We start from the raw sequence: 23,582 nt of genomic DNA, 5'->3' as shown, positions 1-23,582 counted from the left end.
CCATCAGATCTTCAGGAGATTTGCAGTCAGCTAACAGCTGATCCAGTAATTGGTCTGTAATTGGCATTCTTTATCCCTTCCAAGGAGTTAGGTAGAATGCCACTTACACAGATTTTTTTACAGACTCTAATTTGAGCCGATGCAAATCTGTAACAAAAGCAATATTCAATAAAAGATTTACATAGATACAATTTAAAAAGTTATATACAGTACAAATAAACCTTCATTAACTGGAATTATTAATGCTATTAAAGTGATTATGAAGTATGACGAATTGCGTCAACCCAAATAGATTTAGCCGATTCAAAAGAGAATATTTTTCGGTACAACTGGCAATTGAATAGTAATTTATCATCATCAATATCTTTGAAAGACGCTTCAAAGATGTTGCCTACATTGAAACCTAAAGTTTCAAATTTTTTATAATTAGCTCCTTCAGGGTTCCCATAAACTGCCTTACCTGAGGCAAATGCAGACATCCAGTGCTGACCAGCTTGTTGCCTCACATGTGGAAGGATATAGCAGTCAATTCTAGACAGCAATTGTCTGTATAATTTATTGGGAATAGTTCCATCTAGAATGAAATAGTGATTTGGTTCAAACCAGTTTGCTAAGTATGACTTAATAGATGCAAGGTAATCAGGATCTCCACCGTACGCGAGTGGAATTAATATTTTTCCGCTGAAATTTTGTGCATATAGCCGCTCCAAAACTTGAATGTGAAGGTTTGCCGGCGTACCGGAATTGCCAACGATAACCACTTTTTCGTCGCAGCCGAAATTAAATTGCTGTCCTAAAAAATCACCTATAGGTTCAGCATTTGGCATATCCCAATCCTGAATATATACATATCGCTTTACATCACCTCCATACTCTAACTTACTCTGCAATATCAATTGCTCGTCCAAAGTGAAGGTCAGAACCAACTTAAAGTTGTTTACAACATTCTTCAGCATCAACAACTTTTCTGGCTTTATATTTTCAAGCCCTTCATATAATTCACCACCGAAAACTGTCCAAATTGACTTTTTACAAATATCTACATGTTCCGAAAAAAATGACCAAACGGTAGAATTAAACATTCCATGAAATATAATTACATCAAACTGTACATGCGAATTATTCAACCATGGAAGAAATTCAGAGTTAGCAGAGAAATACATAGATTTATCATGCTGCACATAGTTTTTTTCTGGGAAGTAACCTTTCCGGTCAAAATAAATGTAAAAAAAACTAATACCATCACAAACTTCGATGTTAGAGAAAAATTCAAATATTGAGAAGTTGTGATGCTGTGACTCAAAAAAAACATTAGCGACTTTCAAAGTATTCTCCATATTCAAAAAATTATCTAAAACTTAGTTCTCACTTATAATTCCACATGGACTGAAGAAGGACTCGATCTCCTTTCCTACCTGCTACAAAACTATCCCTAGCATGGAGTATGTGTGTATCATTAAAACAAAAAGAATCACCGGTTTGCGAATCTAATCTATCGACAGAAGAACTATTTTGCTTTACTCCCAAGTATTGAAAAAAACGACCGCATAAATTTTCTATTTCATTAGTACATTTATTCACCCTGTAAAAATTCCAGTATATTTTTGGATTATATTCATCTAACGAAATAATTGTGGTCTTATTACCTTCTATTTCATTACCCTTCTTTATTTCTACTTCGACCGTTGTCAAATCATTAAATAGAGAAGCATCCTCACTTTCTAGATCATCAAGTAGTCTTCTCACAGGATAAATCAACTGCATCCCACCGCTAACAGCTTGCTTCGACATAATAAAAAAATTCAATTCTGGTGGAGATGCAAACCAGGCATTATCAGTATGAAAAGGTTGAGCAGTCTTACTATGAGCATATGTTCCATCATTGTTAGGGTCGTAGCTTATTTCCCACCAATCCCTAGGGCTCAGATTAGATAGAGCATCAAGATGTCGTCTTTCTAAATCCAGAAATCCGGTTCCCTCAAGAAAGCTTAACCAGAACCTGCTATCGAGCGATTGAGATCGATTAACGATATGGATTACGTCATCAGAACTTTTAAGTGACAATATACATTCTGCTAATTCATCACGCTGAAAACCGTCAAATTTTACTATCATAATGTACTCCTCAATATATTTGAGACATTACAAACGCCTTTAGAAAATATGTCATCCAATATAGAATATGCAACATCACCTGCAATAAGGCCTCTATAGTCCTTAAATTCTAAATCTAATCCGGCCTGCAAAAATGTTTCCTCGCCATATAGCCCAATCCCGCCGACGGGATTAACATAGCAAGATGCACCAAGACTTGTGCATATATCAATAATCCTTCTCTCCCCTACAGCATCGATAAGCAAACTTGATGATTTTATAATTTTAGTTTTAACCTGCAGCATTTCACAAACTTTAGAAATAAGAAGGAAGTTCACTTCAGCCACGTTCCCAGAAATATTGTTTTCGGAAAAAACATACTCGTAATACTCCTTTAAATGACCAAAAATAGCCGTCCTTCCATAATCACCTATCATCTTAACAAACAAATCACCATCATTCATATAATAGTGTTGATTAATTAATCTATTCTGGCTTACATCCTTAACTGGAACCGTAAAATTGTGAGGTTTCCCACAAATTTTAATTGTATTTCGATTAATATAACTTTTCTTTCTGAATGAGACATCATCAAGAACAACAAATATATCAACTTCACTAATCAACTTAAAGTATCCGATATACGGAAACAAATACGGTTGGAAGGCAGCCACCCTCACCTGAACGACTCAACAATTGTAGTCGATACAATATCGACCTGTTCAATGGTTAAACGATGATATAGCGGCAAACAAAGCGCTGTCCCACATGCATGTTCCGAATTCGGAGATGCGAACACCCCATCCACCGCAAACATAGAGTTATTTAAGTTCGTAGAAAAATATCGTTTATAACCTATTTGTTTTCCTTCCAAATGACTAATCGCTTTATCTCTTTGATTCATATTTTCGAAGAAAATAGGAAAATATGCACCATTTGAACTAGACAATGCATGCCATTTCTGGAGATTAACTACCCGACAGAGCCGCTCAGCATATCTGGCATACAATTTAGCGCGGTGAGCAATTACATCATCAACGCATTTCAACTGCACAAGCCCTACAGCTGCATGATATTCACTCATCTTTCCATTAATGCCTACATCGGTTATTACTGCAGATCGATTTACCCCAAAGTTAATTAACTCACGAGCTCTTTCATACTGTTCTTTATTTTTGAGTATCAATGCCCCACCTTCTATAGAGTGGAAAACCTTAGTCGCATGGAAGCTCACAACAGATATATCACCAAAATTTAATACTGACTGCTCAGCCAGACGCACCCCAAACGCATGAGCTGCATCATAGATGATTGATATACCATAATTTTTTCCTATAGTTTCTAATGCTTCGACATCGCATGGATTACCAAACACATGTGTAGCAACGATGGCATCGATACAACCTTTATTTGATTCCAGCAGTTCAACCACTGACTTCAAGCAGATATTTTTTGTTTCAACATCAATATCTGCAAACAAAATATCAACGCCAACCCACTTCATAGATGATACAGTGGCAACGAAGCTAAATGATGTAGCTATAATTTTTTTTACATTAAGCAACTTACTAGCAACCATCAATCCAACAGTGCAACTGGAAATAGGTAGTATATAATTAATGCCCAAATATTCTCCCAAACATCTTTCAAACTCATTATTCATTGGACCGAAATTTGTATACCACCCATTTTTATGAACTTCAGCAAGCTGCTCACATACACTTTTAAAGCAAGGCTCTGTTGGGATGTAATAAGGTATCATTTAATTCCCCAGTAATTAATATAATCGAACAACCACACAGAATCACCTAGCAACAAAAATAAAATTAATCAAAAACACCGACACCATGCAATAATTCCAAACAGAACCTTCATAATGTATTGAGCTGAGATATCACGTAGTCTATTTGCAAATTATTCAATACCGGGTCTATTGGCAAACTCAAAACACATTCTTGCATATACTCCGTTATAGGATAACAACGCCCTATGAACTCTGGGAACGCAGCCTGTTTATGAGCAGCGAGTGGATAATGTACCAATGTTTCAATGCCAACCTTTGCTAAACGCCTTTGCAATTGATTACGATTAACGTGGCGAATAACAAATAGATGCCAAACATACTGCCCCGCGGCTCCTGCATCAGGCAAACGAATTGCAGAGTTTTTTATTTCAGATCGATATCTTTCTGCAATGGCACGGCGAACACAAATATCTTCGTTTAGAAATGACAGTTTCACCCGAAGCATGGCAGCTTGCATTTCATCTAACCTGCTATTACAGCCTTGATATTTATAAATATATTTTTCATCAGAACCATAATTTCTTATTGCACGCAATACCTGATATAGCTTTTGGTCGCTAGTTGTAATTGCCCCTGCGTCGCCTAAAGCTCCGAGATTTTTGCCTGGATAAAAGCTAAATCCCGCTGCATGTCCCCAACTTCCTGATTTGATGCCTTCCAACGAAGCGCCATGCGCTTGTGCTGCGTCTTCAAGAATTAATAGGCCTTGATTCTGCGCGAACTTCATTAAATCAGTCATTTCCGTTAACCGACCATATAAATGTCCTGGCATAATAACTTTAGTTTTACTGCTGAGTAGAGGGCGTACTGTTTCAACACAAAGATTAAAACTACGTTCATCAGGCTCAGCAAAGACCGGCACTAATCGATTCTCAGTTATTGCTAATATACTGGCAACAAATGTATTGGCAGGTACAATCACCTCATCCCCATCTCTAAGATGGCCCATTATCTTCCAGGCATTTAATGTTAGTTTGAGAGCATCTAGCCCATTTGCTACGCCAATACAAAACTGGGCTCCACAATACTTAGCAAATTCAAGTTCAAACTGCCGTTGTTCATTCCCATTTATGTATTGCCCAGAGTCAATAACCCGGCTACATGCGTCTAATAGCTGTGGCTGAAATCGTTCATTAACTGCTTTAAGGTTTAGAAAAGGAACTTTCATGCTGTTTTGCTCCTTATCGCATCAATGAAAGCTGCATAGTCACGAAGATAGTCTGACTCCATGAAATACTCACTAGCCAACACCATAATCACGCAGTCATCAGTAAAATCATGCATTTCACGCCAAATCAAGTTGCCAATTAGCAGCCCTTTGGTGGGAGCAGACAACACAACATCTTCTCTGGTAACACCATCGTCCAGCACGAAGCGACAACTACCGTGCACACAAAAAGCCAACTGTTGTAATTGCCGGTGCGCATGCATGCCACGTGAGTGCTCGCCGAGGTTAAACAAGCAATACACCCTCTTTATCTGAAATGGGATATGCTTTTCAGCTTCAATTGACACCAAATCACCGCGGCCGTCGCCGAAAATGGGCAGCTCCAGCAGCTGGATTAACGACATGGCATATCCTTAATTAAAAACTTCAGATAAGCACCGTAACTACTTTTCGCCAGCCGTTCAGCGGTTCGGCATAGCTGTTCTGCACTGATCCAGCCTTGATAAAAAGCTATCTCTTCCAGACAAGCGACTTTATAGCCCTGACGTTTTTCTAATATTTCAACAAATTGGGCGGCTTCTAATAAACTTGAGCAAGTTCCGGTATCAAGCCAGGCAAAACCACGACCCAAGATGTCAACATGCAAGCTGCCGTCCGTCAGATAGGCTTGATTAATGGAGGTAATTTCAAGCTCACCGCGCGCAGATTTTTTAACCTTCCTGGCGAATTCCACCACCCGGTTATCGTAAAAATACAGACCAGTCGCTGCGATATTAGATTTAGGAATCGCAGGTTTTTCCTCTATCGAACGAACTCGTGAATTTTCATCAAATTCAATCACGCCAAAACGCTCAGGATCTTTGACCTGATAGCCGAAAACAGTAGCGCCGTGCCCACGAGCGCAGGCGTTTTGTAGCTTTGGCGTAAAGCCCTGTCCATAAAAGATGTTGTCACCGAGAATAAGACTGACCGGACTATCTCCGATAAAATCCGCACCGAGAATAAAAGCCTGTGCCAAACCTTCTGGTTCGGGCTGCACTATATAGCTCAGATGAAGACCAAATTGGCGGCCATCTCCCAGCAGTCGTTGGAATGCACTTTGATCTTCCGGTGTGGTGATTAATAAAATGTCGCGGATCCCTGCGAGCATCAGCACTGAAATAGGGTAATAAATCATTGGTTTATCATAAACCGGCAGAAGTTGTTTAGAGACGCCTTGCGTGATCGGATACAACCTGGAGCCTGAACCACCAGCTAATACAATTCCTTTCATCATTGTTTTCCCGCCTCAGTCTGTGAACTTTGCTCTGTGTGCTCAATCACCCGGAGTACCCGTGCCGGATTCCCGGCAACGACCGCCCAGGCAGGAACATCCTTGGTGACCACAGCGCCGGCACCGACCATTGCGCCTTGACCAATCCGGATCCCGGGCAACAATGTTGAATTTGCACCGATGCTAGCGCCATCTTCGACAACAACCCCAACAAACTCGGTTGGGTACTTTTTAGAACGGGGAAATACATCATTAGTGAAAGTAGCGTTTGGTCCAATAAATACATCGTTGCCGATTTTTGTACCTGCCCACAAAAATACACCCGACTTCACCGTAACCCTATCCCCCACCACAACATCATGCTCAATCAGGGTATGGGCGCAGATATTGCAATCTTGCCCAACGACCGCGCCTTTTAACACAACCGCAAATTGCCAAATTCGGGTGCCGTGTCCAATTTGCTCACTGCTGACATCAGCAAAATGATGAATAAACATTCTTTGGCCCCACCCTTTAACCAAGCCCAACTTCAGGATTGCGCATGAGCAACAACAAGCAACCAGCTAAGTACGAAAACCACCTCGCGGCTCAAAAACCAGACATCGCGTTCAACTGCTTTAACTGTTATCGACCAGCAAAGTGATCGTCTTTAACAGTTAAATTGCGATGACCTGCAAGCATGGCGCGTTTATGTTGTTCAATGACTATTCCACTTAATTCGTATCAGTCACTGGTTTAGCTTTCGGCGGTGTAAATAAGTAGCTGACAGATACCGAATCGAAAGCTAATGGATCTGACAGATACCGCGACCGACCTTGTTCCAGATAGCCGCGCCAGATTGCTAAAACCTGATTAAAAGTTTGGAGTGCTTCGTCATTTTCAGTAGTGATATTCGCGACAATTTTCGTAAGCACTGCGGCAATAAAATTCGAACTGCCATGGAACAGGCAAAAGGTAATATCTTTATCTACGACAGCTCTGGAACGCATGAAATTCCATTGTTCGTTGACAAGAGCTTTTGCAGAGGCCGTATCCGTTGCATCCTCAGCCAACAATTCAAGCCATGTTTGCATTGATTTGTCGTACAAGTCCGGGTCAAGCGCACGATAAATTTTGTCGGCTAATTCAGGGACAGCAGGGTAAAATGCTTCTTGGAATAACGCAGATAGCAGTTCATCTTTGCGCTGCGTAGTTGACTGCTCTAACAGGATATTTTCCGGCAGTAACGGTACTGTGCCTTTAATTTTCACCCCGTCACTACAGTTGTAGACCTCGAGCTTCCGGCCAGCTTTGGTAATGGCTTGCTCTATCAGTTTACGGGACACGTCAAATTCAGGTTTAGTGTACAACTGTGCTCTGAAATTGCCTGGAGCAGGAACACCGCCGCCGTGACGCGCTTTGTAGTCATATGCCTGAGAGCCGTCCGTCTTGTAATAGGCCGAGTGCTGCGAATGGTGTTGATTAATATCAATAAAACCCAGATCGACACCAAAAAGATAAAAACATTTCCAGCCTAGTTTTATCGCATAATTCATCACCATATTCGTGACTGTTGGATAGGCATAAGCCAGCGAAGCGACTTTATAACCATTCTTTTTCATACCATTATGAAAAATGTAGGTCGACGCTTCCCCATCTTTAAAACATAGATAAGTCGCTTTGAACAAAGCACTGGTGTCTGGATGAATACCGTTGACACTCAACAAGTTAATTCGTTTTAAATAATCTGGGTCTTTGATTTGGGTAACCCAATCGTAAGTTGCTCTGTTTTGCTCAATTTCAGCATGAAAATCCGGACAGATATCATGCTTGTGCAGTGACCTTAATGCTGTACCGCAGCTGATTAGAATGACCTGATCACGGTACTCTTTCAGATATTCAAAACACTGGTCAAGACTTGGGCCATTGCCGATGATGAACACCGGTAAATCTAATGCTGGTAGATGTTTATATTCATTGTTGGCATGTTTTAAAAACCGCTGACCTGAATGTAAACTATGGTAACTATGCGCTATTCCAAAACGGGCATGGTCGTAATATTCCCCCATGGCCAGCACGACCCGCAACTCAGCACGCAAATCCGCGATAGCCTTTTGCATACCGACATTGTAATAGGTGCTCAGCATGTAAGTATCAGCGATTGAATAAGCGCCAACCTGATAAAACTGCGACATCAAATCGTAAAAATAGTGACTGCCATCGCCGCCGAGGTTCAGGTAAATCCGCCCGCCACTGCTATCAGCTTGCTCGATAATCCCGGCCCAGTCGGTTACCCACAAACTCGCAGCAAAAAAATCGAGATTCGGTTCACATAAAAATAAGTTTTTAATATTGCGTTGTTTTGTCAGCAATTCGATGTGCTGCCCCAAGCCAATACCAAAAACAATGAGTGTCTCGACTTGTTCCGGAAGTTTACTTTGCTGAGTCAGGATTTTTTCAATGTGCGGCTGCAATTCAACAATCTTAGAAAAATGCAGATAATTCCTAAACTTGTAACTAGTTCTTTGACTTAAAACCACATCGTCTTTAAAGGGGTGTTCAATAAAATAGTCGACCAATTGAGTCGATTCAACATTCAAATCTTGATGAAACAAACCATGACGTTTCTGATGGTAAAGGTTGAGATTTCCTTTAGAGTCAGTGACTAATTTCCAGGCTCTGGTTTTATGATTGAGCAGCTCTTGATGAACTTTTGGGTAAAACGTGGCCAAAGCAGCCATATTTTTTTCATACAGTGCCTGTGCTGCGGGATCTTCAACCGGCGAAACCTGTTCGCTCCCAATAACATTCCCCGCCCGCTCCGCCACATAATCGGCATAATCTTTGTAGGGTGTAAAAATATGTGAGCTTTGCAGCAGCGCTTCGCTGTTACCATGATTTTTCATCACATAAGCGATCACATCATCCATCATTGGGTGGAACTGATGGCGATAAACAAAAATTTCGTTGAGATCTTGGTCAAAATCGAGCAATTCCTGCAGTTCTGCAGGTAGCGAATTCGCCTCGCTACCAATTTGCAGGAAGATGTGGGTGCCCACTGCATGTGCGGTGTCGAGAATTTCCCGCCAATCAGCGGCTTGAGCTGAACAGGCAAACACATCGGCACTTGGTTCGTAAATCACCATAAAGCGGATACGGCTGCTGGAGATTAGTTCGAGTAAATGCAGGCCCAACCCCATCCCAAAAACCAGCATCACATCGACTTTCGCCGGCAATGGCTGATGCCGCCATTCCTGTCCGTCAGCATCCGCTCTGAGACAAAAATAGCTGGCATGCTGAAAATAATCCGACAATTCATCCGCAACTTCCTGCATTGGGTCTGCGGTATAAAACACCCGTCCGGTCGCAAAATCGACAATGTTTAATTGTTGCTGCGCAGTACAAAATAATGAAAATTGTTGTACTTCATGCTCATGCAGCATTTCTAATACGGAGGGGATGTATTGCCGAAAGGCGTCAATATTTTGCCGGATATTCCGGCTGATCAGGGGGGCAACAGCGCGTTCAAGTTGCTTTTGCTGTTCTTCGTCGTCCAGCAATTGGTAATTGATGTATTTCAGCATAACCGCCAGCTTTTGCTTAGTTGTTGTCGCCGTAGCTTTGCTGAGCTCGTTTGCCTTTTTGCAGTTGCAATACTTTCGCCGCTACGGCGTCTTTTTCAGAAGATACTTGTTGTACTATCAGAGTAACCCACTGCAAGTTATCTGCCAATATACTTTCTAAATCAGCGGGATCGGAGCTTTCAGTGCAGCAGCTTTCAAGGCTTTGATGGTAGGTTTGCCACAGCTCGGCAAATAGTTCGATGGGGTAAGCTTCGGTTTGCAGCAACATCTCGATATCATCGCGTTGTTGCTGCAGTTGGACGGACCAAGACAAAGTCAAAATAAATGCTCAGGCTGTCGCCAGGTTGGCCTGACCATTTTTTTCAGCCAGTAAAGCGAAGCCTTTTTCACGGTCGGCCACTGAAATTTGATCCCAGGCCGATTTGATTTTTAACATGATTTCCATCACATCATCAATTTTAGCGATGCTACTTTCGCGACTCGCCTGCATCAAATGATTCACCATAAAATCGTACAGGGACCACAGATTCTCAGACACTTCGCCGCCAGCTGCCATGTCTAATGAATTTTGCAGCGCAGCAATAATGGTCATGGCTTTGGACACTGATTTTGATTTCACCACAAAATCTTTACGCTCAATGGCGCCTTTGGCTAATGCCATATTCTCCAGTGAACCTTGCATCAGCAACTGGATCACCCGGTGTGGATCAGCAACGGCCAGATCATTCTTAACGCCTACCGATTTATATGCTTTGATGCCGTAACTCATGTCCTACTCCTAACCACCGATTTTCGGTAACGACGCTAACTGTTGTGATAAAAATGAAGATGTGCGCTGCAAACCACCAAGCTGACTATCGAGGGCACCATAACGCTGACGCATGGTACTTTCAAAACTAAACATATAAAGTTCAAAGGCTTCTTTGTCTTTACCATTTTTCCGGATCTCAGCTTTTAACGATTCTTCTTTGCCAGCCAATAAACCACCACGTTGGGTAAACTCCGTTGATAACTTGGTTGAAAGCGTGCCAAGGCCGTCCTTGCTGGTAAACAAGCTACCTATTAAATCGTAATTTTCATCCAGCGCTTTATCCAGCCGTTCCCGACCCGATAAATTACCGAATGAACTTTTGGCCTGAATTTCCATTTTACCCTGATCGGTAAAGGTAATCCCCAGTGCGTAGAGGTTGTTCAGTTTGGGATCGGCAGATTTAACAGCCCCGGTCATGATCGAACTAACCTGGCTCATGATACCGCGGACCATTGAATCACCGTTTAAATCACCACCTTCAAGGATCACGGTTTTTCCATCAGTGGACAGCATCCGATTGCGGCTTAAAGTGTCGACTTCGGTCACCAAAGCGTTATAAGAATCCATAAAGGTCTTAATCTTATCTTCGGCTTGTTTTTTATCGGTGGCAATTGTCATCCTGGCGTTATTGCCGTCTGGCGTGATAGTGCTGACGGTTAGTTCAACGTCCTGAATGGCATTGCTAAAAACATTGGTTTTACTTTTGGTAAGAATGCCGTCAATCGTGATCACGGCATCAGCTGCATTTTTGGCCACAACTAAACCGCCGGTAGAAACGCTGTTTAATTCGGCATTGTTATTGGTAACGGTCAGATTGTTGCCAAGGCCAGTCACATTGGAAGTTAATACCAACTTGGTACCAGTATCACTACTATTAATTAAGTTAGCGCTGACGCCGAAATTGCTACCGGTGCTATTAATTTTCTGTCTGAGCTGGTCAAGCGTCATATTCGCGGTAACGTTGACTTCAAAGCTTTTTGTGCCAGCGCTGAAGGTCATTTTTCCTGCTGTGGTACTGACTATACTGCTGGCAGAAGCAAAAGCGCCACCTGCAGTTTCCAGCCGACTGCCCTCCGCCAATGCATTCACTTTGATGTCAAAGGAGCCAGTGGCTGAAGTCGTTTTTGCTTTTGCTTCTAGATAGGTTTTATCGTCGGTGGGTTGTTTGACGGTGGTGGTACGCGCCGACAGATTCTCGGTGCTTAGTGCTTTTACGGAATCCTGAAACTTCGACAATGCAGATTTCAATTTACCAAAACCAGAAAGAGATGAATCAAGGCCTTTGCTTACTTTCTCTAACCGCGACTCTTTGCTTGCACGCTCAACCTGAACCAGCTGTTTAACCAGCGATTCGAGATCAAGACCAGACGCGGTACCTAAAGCGGTTATGGCCATGATTCACTCTCCATTATTGACGATTACTATACTTTACTGTCGATCAACAAACCTGTTGCCGACCCTAAGTCTTCTTGCAACCTTTTGATTGCACTTGCCATTCGTAATACTTCATCGCCCGGAATTTGCCGGATCACGTCTTTGGTTTCAAAATCGATCACTTTGACAACAGCTTTGCCAGAATTTTCATCGACTGAGAAATTTAACGTACGCATTTCTGCATTTACAAACTGGTTAATGCGCTCAACGGCTTCACCTAATTGCTTTGGTGTAACCTGCTCTGCAGGCTGCTCCTCAACTTTGTCGGTTTCGGTTTGTTGCTTAGCAATGATATCAGTCACTTTTGTGCTGTTCAGGTCAACTGCGGTGTTACCCTGGGTAACCTGATTCGCATTTGCGTTACTGAAACTGCCGGTGATTACTGAGCTCATATGCACTTACCTTTTATCGGCTGCCAAGGCGGAGACTTAAATTAATCTCCGCCTTGGCATTAAGATTAGCCTAATAATGATAGTGCAGATTGTGGCCTGGTGTTGGCCTGAGCCAGAATCGTTGTACTGGCCTGCTGCAATATCTGTGCCCGGGTCAGTTCAGCCGTTTCTTTCGCAAAGTCAGTGTCTTTGATCCGGCTACGTGCAGCCGATACGTTTTCCACGATGTTACTTAAGTTACGGATGGTTGACTGGAACCGGTTTTGGATCGCACCTAAATCAGCACGAGCACTATCAACAGCTTTGATTGCGCTGTCGATGCTCGCCAGAGCTGCCGATGCACCTGCCACTGACGAAATAGACAGGTTATTAATTTTAAGGCCTGAAGCGCCATAACCACCACCAGTCCGAGAAATATTCACGCTGATGGTTTGTCCGGCATTTGCACCAACCAGAAACTTCGCTGAGAAATCGCCTTTTAACAGATCCACGCCACCAAACTGGGTGTTTTGAGCGATACGGCTGATTTCAGTTTTTAATGCTGATACTTCTTTTTGCAGTGCTACACGGTCGGAAGAGCTGTTGATACCGTTTTGCGATTGCACGGCCAGCACCCGGATCCGCTGCAGTGCAGTGGTAATTTCGTCCATCGCGCCTTCAGCAACCTGAGCGACTGAAATGCCGTCGTTGGCGTTACTGATAGCCTGATTCAGACCATTCACCTGACTGGTTAAACGGTTACTGATTTGCAAACCAGCAGCGTCATCTGCGGCGCTGTTAATCCGGAAACCAGAAGACAAACGTTTGTACGCGGTATCCAGCGCGCCACCAGAATTTAATAACTGCCGTTGGGCATTTAATGAGGATACGTTGGTATTTACTGCTAAAGCCATGAGCCACTCCTTAAGTTTTCAGCAGCCTGCAAGCCACATTCAACTTGTTTTGTTACGCGGAATTCCGCAATTTACGCCAGACTGCAATCTGGCTTAACTTAGGTATCGGCAACCAACTTCAGGACTTTAATAAAAAAAGGCACTTTTTTTCCGCGAAGCGGCAATTTATTGCAATAGATATTTATTTTCAATGAGTTACGCATGAAAAAATTTTCAAAATAAATTAAAGTTTTCGCTAAAGTGGCTTTAAAGTGAATTCTGCAGCCTTAAAATAAGCTGTGGTTGATTGAGAATTGATGTGGGGACTCAGGCTATTTCAGAGGTATTGAGGTTGGAAAATCAGGGGCGGCGTCAGATATCAGGTAGGACGACTAATTATTTGCTGTTGTAAAAAGAAAACCGGGCTTGATGAGAGCCCGGTTGTTCTGACATGCGACACCGAAAGTTGCAGCTGCGAAGTCGATTAACCTAACAACGACAAAGCAGATTGTGGCCGCTGATTTGCCTGAGACAGGATAGTAGTACTGGCCTGTTGCAGGATCTGCGAACGTGTTAACTCTGCAGTTTCTTTAGCAAAATCAGTATCTCTGATCCGGCTACGTGCAGATGACACGTTTTCCACAATATTACTCAGGTTACGTACTGTTGATTGGAAGCGGTTTTGAATCGCACCCAAATCGGCTCTTGTACTATCGATAGTCTTAATAGCACTATCGATACTTGCCAACGCCGCTGACGCTCCTGCTACCGACGAAATCGATAAGCTATTAATCTTCAGACCAGATGCACCAAAACCACCACCAGTACGGGACAGATTGATACTAATGGTCTGGCCGGCGTTTGCACCCACCAGGAATGTCGATGAGTACTTACCATCTAGCAATTTCACTCCACCAAACTGTGTCGTGGTACTGATCCGGCTAATTTCAGTTTTTAAAGCTGACACTTCTTTTTGCAGTGCAACCCGGTCAGACGAACTGTTAATACCGTTTTGCGACTGCACCGCTAACACCCGGATCCGTTGTAATGCCGTGGTAATTTCATCCATTGCACCTTCCGCAGTTTGAGCCAGCGAAATGCCATCGTTGGCATTGCGGATGGCCTGGTCCAAACCCTGGACCTGACTGGTTAAACGGTTACTGATCTGTAATCCCGCTGCATCATCAGCTGCGCTATTAATGCGAAAACCTGATGACAATCTTTGGAACGACGTATCCAGTGATTTACCAGAATTAATTAACTGACGTTGTGCATTGAGCGCCGAGACGTTCGTGTTTACATATAATGACATAGTGTCATCCTCCGGTTACATTATCTTAGCCATAAAAGCTTTCCTCTTTATTAATTGGTGCGACCCGAGACATCGTCATTCAGGGTCGTCCCATAAAGTTGGTTGTTAAAGCCGGTAAATCTGAATGCGCCGGCTCTGTCAATTTGTCACTACATCAGCATGTCTAAAGCATTCATCCAGGACTGGACTTAGCCTTGTAACAACGACAGTGCTGATTGAGGTCTTTGGTTTGATTGCGCCAAAATTGTGGTACTGGCCTGTTGCAGGATTTGCGAGCGGGTCAGTTCAGCAGTTTCTTTGGCAAAATCGGTGTCTTTGATCCGGCTACGAGCAGCCGATACGTTTTCCACAATGTTGGATAAGTTGCGGATGGTTGACTGGAAGCGGTTTTGAATCGCACCTAAGTCAGCCCTTTTGGAGTCGATGAGCCCAATAGCACTATCAATACTGGCAAGGGCACGGGAAGCACCAGCTAAGCTACTGATTGACAGATTTGAAAGCCCAAGACCTGAAGTACCAAAACCGCCGCCAGTACGAGAAATATTCACACTAATCGTCTGCCCAGCATTTGCACCAACCAAAAATGTCGATGAATACTTCCCGTCCAGCAGTTTCACACCACCGAACTGTGTTGTAGAAGCGATACGGCTTATTTCAGCCTTCAGCGCAGATACTTCTTTTTGCAGAGCGATACGATCGCTGGAGCTGTTGATACCGTTTTGTGACTGCACTGATAACACGCGGATACGTTGTAACGCGCTGGTGATTTCATCCATTGCACCTTCAGCAACCTGTGCCAGTGAAATACCATCGTTGGCGTTACGAATGGCCTGATCCAGACCCTGAATTTGACTTGTTAACCGGTTGCTGATTTGCAAACCTGCAGCATCATCTGCCGCACTGTTAATGCGAAAGCCAGACGACAAGCGTTGAAATGATGTATCAAGTGTTTTACCTGAGTTAATCAATTGCCGCTGAGAGTTCAACGACGAAACGTTGGTATTGACATATAAAGCCATAGTATATCTCCTGAGCTATTTAAGTAATCAGCGAATACTTCTTTTATTTTAATTTCGCTTAATTAATGTATCGGCACAGGTTTTTTATACTTTAGAATATATTCAATATTATTTGAGATAAATCAAAACAAAATCATCAATATAATTCAATAAATAAAAAAGGCCACACAATAAAGTGTGGCCAATGAGCAAAAAGCTCAGGAGTCGTTCTTAAATATAAAAATGGTCTATCTAAACTATTTAACCTTGTAACAACGATAATGCTGATTGTGGTCTCTGGTTCGATTGAGCAAGAATCGTGGTACTTGCCTGCTGCAGAATTTGTGAACGAGTCAGTTCTGCGGTTTCCTTCGCAAAATCAGTATCTTTGATTCGGCTTCTCGCGGAAGAAACGTTTTCAACAATGTTCGATAAGTTACGGATTGTTGATTGAAACCGGTTCTGGATCGCACCCAAATCAGCACGTTTTGAGTCGATAATACCAATTGCACTGTCGATGCTGGCTAAAGCCCGTGACGCACCCGCCAGACTGCTGATGGACAAATTAGATAAACCCAGGCCTGAAGTTCCGAAACCACCACCTTGCCGGGAAATATTGACACTAATGGTTTGACCTGCGTTAGCACCAACCAGGAAAGTCGAAGAGTATTTACCATCCAGAAGCTTCACCCCACCAAACTGTGTGGTTGATGCGATACGGCTGATTTCAGCTTTTAATGCAGACACTTCTTTTTGAAGAGCCAAGCGATCACTTGAACTGTTGATGCCGTTTTGTGATTGTACCGACAGAACGCGGATCCGCTGCAGCGCACCGGTAATCTCGTCCATCGCACCTTCAGCAACCTGCGCCAGAGAAATACCATCATTGGCGTTACGGATCGCTTGATCCAACCCCTGGATCTGGCTGGTCAAACGGTTACTGATTTGTAAGCCGGCAGCATCATCTGCAGCGCTATTGATCCGTAAACCAGAAGATAAGCGTTGAAACGCGGTATCTAAAGATTTTCCAGAATTGATTAATTGTCTTTGTGAGTTCAACGACGATACGTTGGTGTTTACATATAAAGCCATGATATTTTCTCCTGAGTTTTAATTTGCCGGTTATTTATTGTTTGTTCCGACTTAATTAATGTATCGACTCAGAATTCAAAATCTTTAGATATTTTTAATTATTATTCATTACACACATTCAATATCGGAATATTTTACTGCGTATGTGATATCGACCAGCTTGAAGATAACTTGAATGATTTTTTATTTTTTTGCTAAACCCAGTCAGACCAGCAGGTACGAATGTGCAGCGCAATGATGGGATTTAAAGGAACTGTCGATACGAAAGCAGCAGGAGTTTGCTGCCGAGTTCGCAGCAGGTAACTCTATGGAGCTGCCTGCCGGTCGTCTTGCGGCTGGATGTAATGCCTAGCGGATATAGTCAAACAAACTGGTTCCGGTCACTTTGTTAAAAGTTGCTTGAACCGCCTCTAACGCGGTTTCTTGCTTCGTCAATTCGGTTATTGCCGATGCATAATCAACTTCATAAATGTCTGCACGGTACTTCTTGTTGGATAATTGCAAATCTTCGTTACTGTCAAAAATATTATCGATGCTGTTTTGTCGACCACCAATCGCCGACACGGTACCGTCAACTTTTAACGCTGCACTGTCAATCTGGACTAAAGTATCAGCAATTTTCTCTGCCAGAATATCTCCACTTTCGGAATTTTTCTCAACCGAATTAATGATGTCGGTTAAGGTATTCAGAATATTGCTTTTCCTCGGTGCAGGTAATGAAAAATCAACTGTACCTGGCGCCGCACCGTTCGCAGTAATGGTCAAGCCTTTAAAACTAATTGGTTCACCTGGTACAAAACTACCGGTAACGGCCGGCGTCAGGCTCGCGCCATTACGGAATACTTCATAGGTATTACCGGCGGCAATCTGCACCCGATAGTTATTATTCGCAGCCGTCACACCATCATAATTTTTCAGATAAAACTGATCAAAAGCACTTTGATCTTTCACCACAATTTTCGCTGAAGCGACGCCGCCGCCAGCTACCGGCGCCGTTGTTTTATTACGGGCGTTTACATCTTCAAAAATGTTCTTACCACTATCATTGCTTGGTAAGGCGACAGTCGGCGACACTTGCAACGACTTTTGCCCCTCATCACCATTAAACTGATAGTAACCAGTCGCGACGTCGAGACTGTAACTTTGCGTTTGCTCCTGGAAACCGGAAAACAGATAACCGCCGTTGGCATCTTTCTGATTCATTAAATCAAATATTTCAGCACGAATATTTTCCAACTGCTTCGCCACTGCGCTTCGGTCTAGCTGCGAATAAGCTCCGCTCCCTAGCGATACCGTCAGTAACCGTGCTTGGTCCATTGATTTACGGATGCCAGATAAGACTGTTTCTTCAATATTAAGGCTATTTTTCAACCCAATGCTATTGGCCTGGTATTGGTCGGTTTGAGTAATTTGCTGATCAAGCGCAACCACCCTTGCTGAACCAGATGGATCATCGGCCGGAGTCAGGATTTTGGTTTGCTTTTCTAACTGCGCACTTGCGGTAAGTAGCTTGTCTTGCGCCCGTAAAATGGCAGACAAACTCTGTTCATACTTCTGATTAAATGAAATGCGCATAATTACCTCGCCGCAGCCAACAGAGTGTCAAAAATCGTTTGTGATGTTGAAATGATTTTAGCCGCAGCGGCATACGATTGCTGAAACCGGATCAAATTTGCCGCTTCTTCATCAAGATTTACACCAGAAACCGACTCATGCCAGGCTGTCGATTGCTCTAACAAAGAATTCGAAGACTGAGCGGCGACTCTTATTTGACTGGTTTTTTCGCCGATAAAACCAACCATCGCGCCATAGGCTTCATTAAAACTATATTTGTTATCGGCAGTCGCCGACGCAACTGCAGTTTTTCTCATCGTATCTGTTGTTTGGAGTTGACCAAGTTTAAGACCGTTGCGATTGTCTTTAAAACCGCCGTCGTTATAACCGAGTGTAAAAGTGTCACCCGCTTTGGGCACACCGGTAATCGAAAAATCAAATCCATAGTTGTTGAGGCCAGCTGACGCCAGAATATTGTTATATTGCCCGCCGGCCATCACGGCAGTGGTACCAACTAATGTGTTGGCACTGTCCCGGATTTCAAATTGATCGCCACCGATAAACCGGATTTCATAAGGAGCACCGTCCAGAGAACCTGGTGCACTGAATATTGAAGTTGCGGGATCCGTATCGGTTACTTTGATATCACCAAACTTACCATTGCCTAAGTTGTTGATATTAAAGTCACCACGCAATGGACCGGCCAGAGCCAGATCTTCACCACGGGTTGTTGCCAGTCGAATATTCTGTGCTGCGGAAGTTAAGGGCTTTAGAATGAATTGGTCGCCGTTAGCAAAAGCACCTAAAGAGTCATCGAGTGTTACTTCAAACCCATACAGAAAACCGCCTGTCGCATTTCCAGTATTAAAGGTAGCCGGATAGCCGGTAATGGTACTCGTCACTGCCGATCCAGCAATTGCTTTGCCGTTATCATCCAATGCTTCCATGGTGAATTGGTCTGGCGCGGTGAACGTCACGACAAAATCATTTGGCGGAATATCGACTCCACGACCGGGTTCCAGTTTTGCAGTCACTTGACCTGCGCCGGTATTGCGTTCTACCGACAAGCCGGTGAACGTCGGAAAAGCAAAAATATCTTTCCCTAACTGCCCGTTTGCATCCATACCAAGCTTATTTTGGGTGTTAAAACTATCACCAAAAGCCAAGGCTAGCTGTCCCAACCGGTTTTGAGTTGGTTCCAGCATTTTGGCTCGAAACTCCAGCAAGCCACCAACTTTACCGCCCAATGAATTGCTGTCGACATCGATCTTCACGTTACTGTTAAAATCTAACTGCAGCTTTACAACCTTTCGATCGATGTCCGGGTCCCCCTCCGCACTGAGCATATTAAATTTCCCCTGCTCAAGTACCAGAGACTGACCAGTTGCCAGAAACACCAGTTTTTCCCCATTGTTAGCATCCAGGGTGGTGATTTCCATCATCTCTGAAAGTTTACGCAGTGCTTCATCACGCTTGTCCAATAAATCAAGCGGAGGCGGCGTATTGATCCCACTTCCGTAACTGGCTATCTCTTTGTTCAACAAAGCCACGGTACCGGCAGCAGAATTTGCTTCGTTGACATAAGTATCAAGTTGTTGGTTGATATAGGTTCGTTGTTCTAACACCAGATTAGATAAGGTATTAAATTTATTAATTAAAGTTTGACTGCTCCCCAGCACTAACTGCCTGGATGAATTATTCGCGGGGTCGTTATTGGCAGCCTGCAGTTGCTTAAATAAATCGGTTACTCCGGTGGAAATACTATTGGCGGAATTGGCAAACAGCGTGTCTACCCGGGTTGCTTCGGACAGATATTGACTGGTAAAACCGACATTTGAAGTATCCCGGCGCAGTTGACGCAGCGTAAATTCGTTGACGATACGGTCAGTCGTCCCGCGCCCGACCCCCATACCTAAAATGGCTGAATCGTATTCAGTGCTCTGACGGATATAGCCTTTGGTGTTCAGGTTGGCGATATTGTTCGACGTCGTACTCAGCAGGCCGTTACTGGCAAGTACACCGGATGTGCCTATTTTAAGCAAATTGTCGGACATGGTGAACTCCTGCAACTTCAACAAGACGTACTGCCGCGAACGGCTCTGAGTGACACACTGATTTCATCAATTTTGCGGTACCGATGATTTACTGCTGTTTACCTAGCAAGTTTCGCACCTCTTTAAACGAGCTGCCGTCTAATACCGACAATATTTTCTGCGCATAGTTCGGATCGGTGGCGTATCCGGCTGCCTGCAGACGCTGGAAATAGGCTTTAGTGTCGCTGGCGACTGACAATGCCCCTTGATAACGTGGATTGGACTGAATTAAATCGACATAGTCATGCAAACTTTGCTCTGCGCTGTCGTAAGCCCGGAATCTGGCCTTTTCCTTTTGGGCCACGCCCTCCCGATATTCCAGCGTATCGACCACGGCAACCTGCCCTTGCCAATTTGCTTGGGCTTTGATCCCAAACAAATTATTGCTGTTCTGACCAGCACCGTTTTTAAACATCCGCTGTCCCCAGCCTGTTTCCAACGCAGCTTGCGCAATCAGGGCTAATGGCTCGAGCCCTAAACTGGCTGCGGCTTTTTCAGCAGCTGGTAACAAGCTTCGAATAAAAGCCACCGGATCACTGGTATCGATTGCTGAAGGCGGAGTAATGCTTTGGACGGACTCTTTTGCCGCTAGTGCAGTAGGCTTTGACAAGGCTACAACTTCAGCTGAAACGGGTTTCGCGCCGGTAACTGACTGCGGCGGCAATTGAGAAAGGTGCTTTGAAAAAGTCGCAGGCAAGCCAAAAATGACTTCGGCCGCCAGTTGTTGCACACCAGGTTGAGATATGTTTTGCTGCGCTAATCCGGCTTGCTGCGGCGAATGCTCTGCCGCCAGCTTGGTGATTTCACTCGGCAACGTGGCGGTTGTAATGGTACTTGCTGTTTGAGGTGCTGGTGCGACAATCCGCTCCGGATCTAACTGCCGAAATCCGGTACGGGCCACCGGCAATGCCAGCATCTGTTGCTGCTCACCCGGTTGTTTGAAATCTTTTACTTTCGGCGTATCAAACCGCGAAGGCGCACTAATTTGGCTGGCAGCTTTGGTATCGCTCAGATGGGGCGCTAATTGTTGCACCATCAGATCGGCAAGCCCCAACGCGCCTTTTTTGGATAATTCTGCCGACATCTGACTGTCATGCATATCGCGGAAAAATTCAGTTGCCTGGCTATTGAGCGGGTTGTCATCTTCAAATGACGCATTGGCTTTACGCATACTTTGCATCAGCATGCCCATAAACACCGACTCAAACTGCTGCGCAGCTTGCTTGATGGCAGCTGTCTCATCCGTTTTTGCTGTCGCCCGCAATTGATGCAGGCTTGACAAATCATGGTAGGAGGCATTGACATCAGGTGTAGTCATCTTAGATCACCACCAACTCACCATGAATTGCACCGGCTTCTTTTAACGCTTCCAGAATGGCCATCAAATCACCGGGCGCGGCTCCAACAGCATTGACTGTGCTGACTAATTCATCAAGCGTGGTACCCGGATCAAATTTAAACATCCGGGAACGGTCTGGCCGCACATCAATAATGGTATTAGGCACCACCACAGTTTCACCTTCAGCGAGCGGATTCGGCTGACTGACGGTTGGATTCTCGGCAATAGTAACTGTCATACCGCCATGAGTGATTGCTGCCGGGAATAACCGCACTTCTTTGCCAATAACGATGGTTCCGGTACGGGAATTAATAATGATTTTCGCCGCATCGGACGCAGGCTCAAACGTCAGATTTTCCAGCGTAGATAAATAGGATACACGCTGCGTGACATCACGCGGAGCACGCACCTGGATCGAACGTGCGTCCAGCGTACGTGCGGTATCGTCGCCAATAAAGGTATTGATGGCCGCAGCCAAATTTTTGGCGGTGGTAAAATCCCCACGATTGAGGTTAAAGGTAATGTAATCGCCCTGAGCAAAAGGCGTGATCACTTCACGTTCGACGGTTCCGCCATTCGGCACCCGGCCAACAGTTGGCGTATTCACCACGACTTTTGAGCCATCGGCACCTTCAGCACCTAGGCCACTGACAATCAGACTGCCTTGCGCGACCGCATACACCTGACCATCCAAACCTTTGAGGAAGGTCTGCAATAAAGTACCACCCCGCAGCCCTTTCGAGCTACCAACGGAGGATACCGTCACGTCAATATTCTGGCCAGGTTTAGCAAAAGCCGGGAGCTCGGCATGTACAGCCACCGCCGCGACGTTTTTAATCTGCGATTTCATACCGGCAGGCAAATTAATGCCAAAGTTGGCCAGCATGGTTTTAAAACTTTGTTCAGTGAACGGACTTTGTTCTCCGGTTCCGGGTAAACCAACCACCAGACCATAGCCAACCAGTTGGTTCGAACGCACACCTTCGACCGAAGCGACGTCTTTAATTCTGGCCGCTTGCGCTTGAAAACTGCTTCCAACGCAGACAAACAAGCTCAATACTGCAATCCAGGAAGTTGTGTTCATGGGAATACCCTCAGCCTAAAACGGCCACAGCACAGTAGAGAAAAACCGACTGAGCCAACCGGGCCCCTGTCCGCCATGAGTTGCGCCTGTGCCGCTGTATTCAATCCGGGCATTGGCAATTTTGCTTGATTCCACAGTATTTTTTGCATCGATATCTTCCGGCCGGATCACCCCGGTTAACCGGATATATTCTTTACCGGTGTTGAGCGTCAGCCATTTTTCACCGCGGATCACCAGATTGCCATTGGCCATCACCCGCAGCACGTTGACGGAGATATCGCCGGTCAGACTATTACTCTGATCCGCTTTAGAATCGCCCTTAAAATCGCTGCTGGAATTGATCCCTAATTGCAATGCATTGCCAGCAATACTGACATTTCGTCCATCTAAACCAACCATTGGGTCAATAGAATTCGAACTGTCTTTCCCAAACTCAGTTTTAGCCTTTTTTGATGCCTGGGTATTTTCCCGCAGCACCACGGTAATAATATCGCCTTCGCGCCGCGCTTTATTATCGGAATACAGCCCGTTTGACATCCCCGCAGCAAACAAACTACCGGTTTGTAGCACAGGTTGCGGCTCAGGCTCTGGCGGCAACGGCGCAAACGCCGGGTCATCCGGAAACGCTTCCGGCACATAACTGGCGCATCCTTGCATTAAACACAATGCGAACAAAGCAATAACAAGACGCATAACAAC

At 44.3% G+C, this 23,582-nt stretch carries 22 protein-coding genes; all 22 read right to left on the bottom strand.

Features of this window, described 5'->3' with window-relative positions; all coding sequences use genetic code 11:
• Nucleotides 1-257: 257 nt before the first annotated feature.
• Complete coding sequence (locus EOE67_RS15115; protein ID WP_164852357.1) at nucleotides 258-1,325, bottom strand: TDP-N-acetylfucosamine:lipid II N-acetylfucosaminyltransferase family protein; 1,068 nt, start codon at nucleotides 1,323-1,325, stop codon at nucleotides 258-260.
• A gap of 40 nt (nucleotides 1,326-1,365) precedes the next feature.
• Nucleotides 1,366-2,115 (bottom strand): TauD/TfdA family dioxygenase, encoded by a 750-nt coding sequence (locus tag EOE67_RS15110; RefSeq protein ID WP_127700168.1) that lies wholly within the window; start codon nucleotides 2,113-2,115, stop codon nucleotides 1,366-1,368.
• Nucleotides 2,112-2,768: a WbqC family protein gene (locus EOE67_RS15105; RefSeq protein WP_276317448.1), complete on the bottom strand. Its 657-nt coding sequence runs from the start codon at nucleotides 2,766-2,768 to the stop codon at nucleotides 2,112-2,114. Before EOE67_RS15105 ends, EOE67_RS15110 begins: the two co-directional genes overlap by 4 nt.
• A gap of 2 nt (nucleotides 2,769-2,770) precedes the next feature.
• Nucleotides 2,771-3,856, bottom strand: coding sequence for a DegT/DnrJ/EryC1/StrS family aminotransferase (locus EOE67_RS15100; protein WP_127700166.1), 1,086 nt, complete (start codon nucleotides 3,854-3,856; stop codon nucleotides 2,771-2,773).
• A 109-nt stretch (nucleotides 3,857-3,965) separates the two neighbouring features.
• Nucleotides 3,966-5,066 carry a DegT/DnrJ/EryC1/StrS family aminotransferase gene (locus EOE67_RS15095; RefSeq protein ID WP_127700165.1) on the bottom strand — a complete coding sequence of 367 codons (1,101 nt, stop codon included), beginning with the start codon at nucleotides 5,064-5,066 and terminating at the stop codon, nucleotides 3,966-3,968.
• On the bottom strand, nucleotides 5,063-5,470 hold the full coding sequence (locus tag EOE67_RS15090; protein ID WP_127700164.1) for a sugar 3,4-ketoisomerase: 408 nt from the start codon (nucleotides 5,468-5,470) through the stop codon (nucleotides 5,063-5,065). Before EOE67_RS15090 ends, EOE67_RS15095 begins: the two co-directional genes overlap by 4 nt.
• A complete protein-coding gene (rfbA, locus tag EOE67_RS15085; RefSeq protein WP_127700163.1) occupies nucleotides 5,461-6,339 on the bottom strand; it encodes a glucose-1-phosphate thymidylyltransferase RfbA in 879 nt (292 codons plus the stop codon). Before rfbA ends, EOE67_RS15090 begins: the two co-directional genes overlap by 10 nt.
• Nucleotides 6,339-6,836: an acyltransferase gene (locus EOE67_RS15080; protein ID WP_127700162.1), complete on the bottom strand. Its 498-nt coding sequence runs from the start codon at nucleotides 6,834-6,836 to the stop codon at nucleotides 6,339-6,341. Before EOE67_RS15080 ends, rfbA begins: the two co-directional genes overlap by 1 nt.
• A gap of 216 nt (nucleotides 6,837-7,052) precedes the next feature.
• Nucleotides 7,053-9,902 carry a 6-hydroxymethylpterin diphosphokinase MptE-like protein gene (locus EOE67_RS15075; RefSeq protein ID WP_127700161.1) on the bottom strand — a complete coding sequence of 950 codons (2,850 nt, stop codon included), beginning with the start codon at nucleotides 9,900-9,902 and terminating at the stop codon, nucleotides 7,053-7,055.
• A gap of 16 nt (nucleotides 9,903-9,918) precedes the next feature.
• Entirely contained in the window at nucleotides 9,919-10,215 is a 297-nt protein-coding gene (locus EOE67_RS15070; RefSeq protein WP_164852355.1) for a hypothetical protein, read from the bottom strand.
• 15 nt (nucleotides 10,216-10,230) lie between these two features.
• A complete protein-coding gene (fliS, locus tag EOE67_RS15065) occupies nucleotides 10,231-10,671 on the bottom strand; it encodes a flagellar export chaperone FliS (protein ID WP_127700159.1) in 441 nt (146 codons plus the stop codon).
• Nucleotides 10,672-10,680: 9 nt separating this feature from the next.
• On the bottom strand, nucleotides 10,681-12,108 hold the full coding sequence (gene fliD, locus EOE67_RS15060) for a flagellar filament capping protein FliD (RefSeq protein ID WP_127700158.1): 1,428 nt from the start codon (nucleotides 12,106-12,108) through the stop codon (nucleotides 10,681-10,683).
• Nucleotides 12,109-12,134: 26 nt separating this feature from the next.
• A complete protein-coding gene (locus EOE67_RS15055) occupies nucleotides 12,135-12,539 on the bottom strand; it encodes a flagellar protein FlaG (protein ID WP_127700157.1) in 405 nt (134 codons plus the stop codon).
• A 65-nt stretch (nucleotides 12,540-12,604) separates the two neighbouring features.
• Entirely contained in the window at nucleotides 12,605-13,432 is an 828-nt protein-coding gene (locus tag EOE67_RS15050; RefSeq protein WP_127700156.1) for a flagellin N-terminal helical domain-containing protein, read from the bottom strand.
• Nucleotides 13,433-13,895: 463 nt separating this feature from the next.
• Entirely contained in the window at nucleotides 13,896-14,723 is an 828-nt protein-coding gene (locus tag EOE67_RS15045; protein ID WP_127700155.1) for a flagellin N-terminal helical domain-containing protein, read from the bottom strand.
• 188 nt (nucleotides 14,724-14,911) lie between these two features.
• Entirely contained in the window at nucleotides 14,912-15,742 is an 831-nt protein-coding gene (locus tag EOE67_RS15040; RefSeq protein ID WP_127700154.1) for a flagellin N-terminal helical domain-containing protein, read from the bottom strand.
• A gap of 240 nt (nucleotides 15,743-15,982) precedes the next feature.
• The gene (locus EOE67_RS15035; protein ID WP_127700153.1) at nucleotides 15,983-16,813 is read right to left on the bottom strand and encodes a flagellin N-terminal helical domain-containing protein; all 831 of its coding nucleotides are present in this window, start codon (nucleotides 16,811-16,813) and stop codon (nucleotides 15,983-15,985) included.
• Nucleotides 16,814-17,161: 348 nt separating this feature from the next.
• Nucleotides 17,162-18,388, bottom strand: coding sequence for a flagellar hook-associated protein FlgL (flgL, locus tag EOE67_RS15030; protein ID WP_127700152.1), 1,227 nt, complete (start codon nucleotides 18,386-18,388; stop codon nucleotides 17,162-17,164).
• A gap of 2 nt (nucleotides 18,389-18,390) precedes the next feature.
• The gene (flgK, locus tag EOE67_RS15025; RefSeq protein ID WP_127700151.1) at nucleotides 18,391-20,421 is read right to left on the bottom strand and encodes a flagellar hook-associated protein FlgK; all 2,031 of its coding nucleotides are present in this window, start codon (nucleotides 20,419-20,421) and stop codon (nucleotides 18,391-18,393) included.
• A gap of 88 nt (nucleotides 20,422-20,509) precedes the next feature.
• A complete protein-coding gene (flgJ, locus tag EOE67_RS15020) occupies nucleotides 20,510-21,778 on the bottom strand; it encodes a flagellar assembly peptidoglycan hydrolase FlgJ (RefSeq protein WP_127700150.1) in 1,269 nt (422 codons plus the stop codon).
• A 1-nt stretch (nucleotide 21,779) separates the two neighbouring features.
• Nucleotides 21,780-22,883 (bottom strand): flagellar basal body P-ring protein FlgI, encoded by a 1,104-nt coding sequence (locus EOE67_RS15015; RefSeq protein ID WP_127700149.1) that lies wholly within the window; start codon nucleotides 22,881-22,883, stop codon nucleotides 21,780-21,782.
• 15 nt (nucleotides 22,884-22,898) lie between these two features.
• Nucleotides 22,899-23,576 (bottom strand): flagellar basal body L-ring protein FlgH, encoded by a 678-nt coding sequence (gene flgH / locus EOE67_RS15010; RefSeq protein WP_127700148.1) that lies wholly within the window; start codon nucleotides 23,574-23,576, stop codon nucleotides 22,899-22,901.
• Between the last annotated feature and the right edge of the window lie 6 nt (nucleotides 23,577-23,582).

Source organism: Rheinheimera riviphila (genome assembly GCF_004005945.1).
Classification (GTDB): domain Bacteria; phylum Pseudomonadota; class Gammaproteobacteria; order Enterobacterales; family Alteromonadaceae; genus Pararheinheimera; species Pararheinheimera riviphila.
The sequence above is the reverse complement of the archived record's forward strand: the minus strand, read 5'-3'. Positions and strand labels throughout refer to the sequence as shown.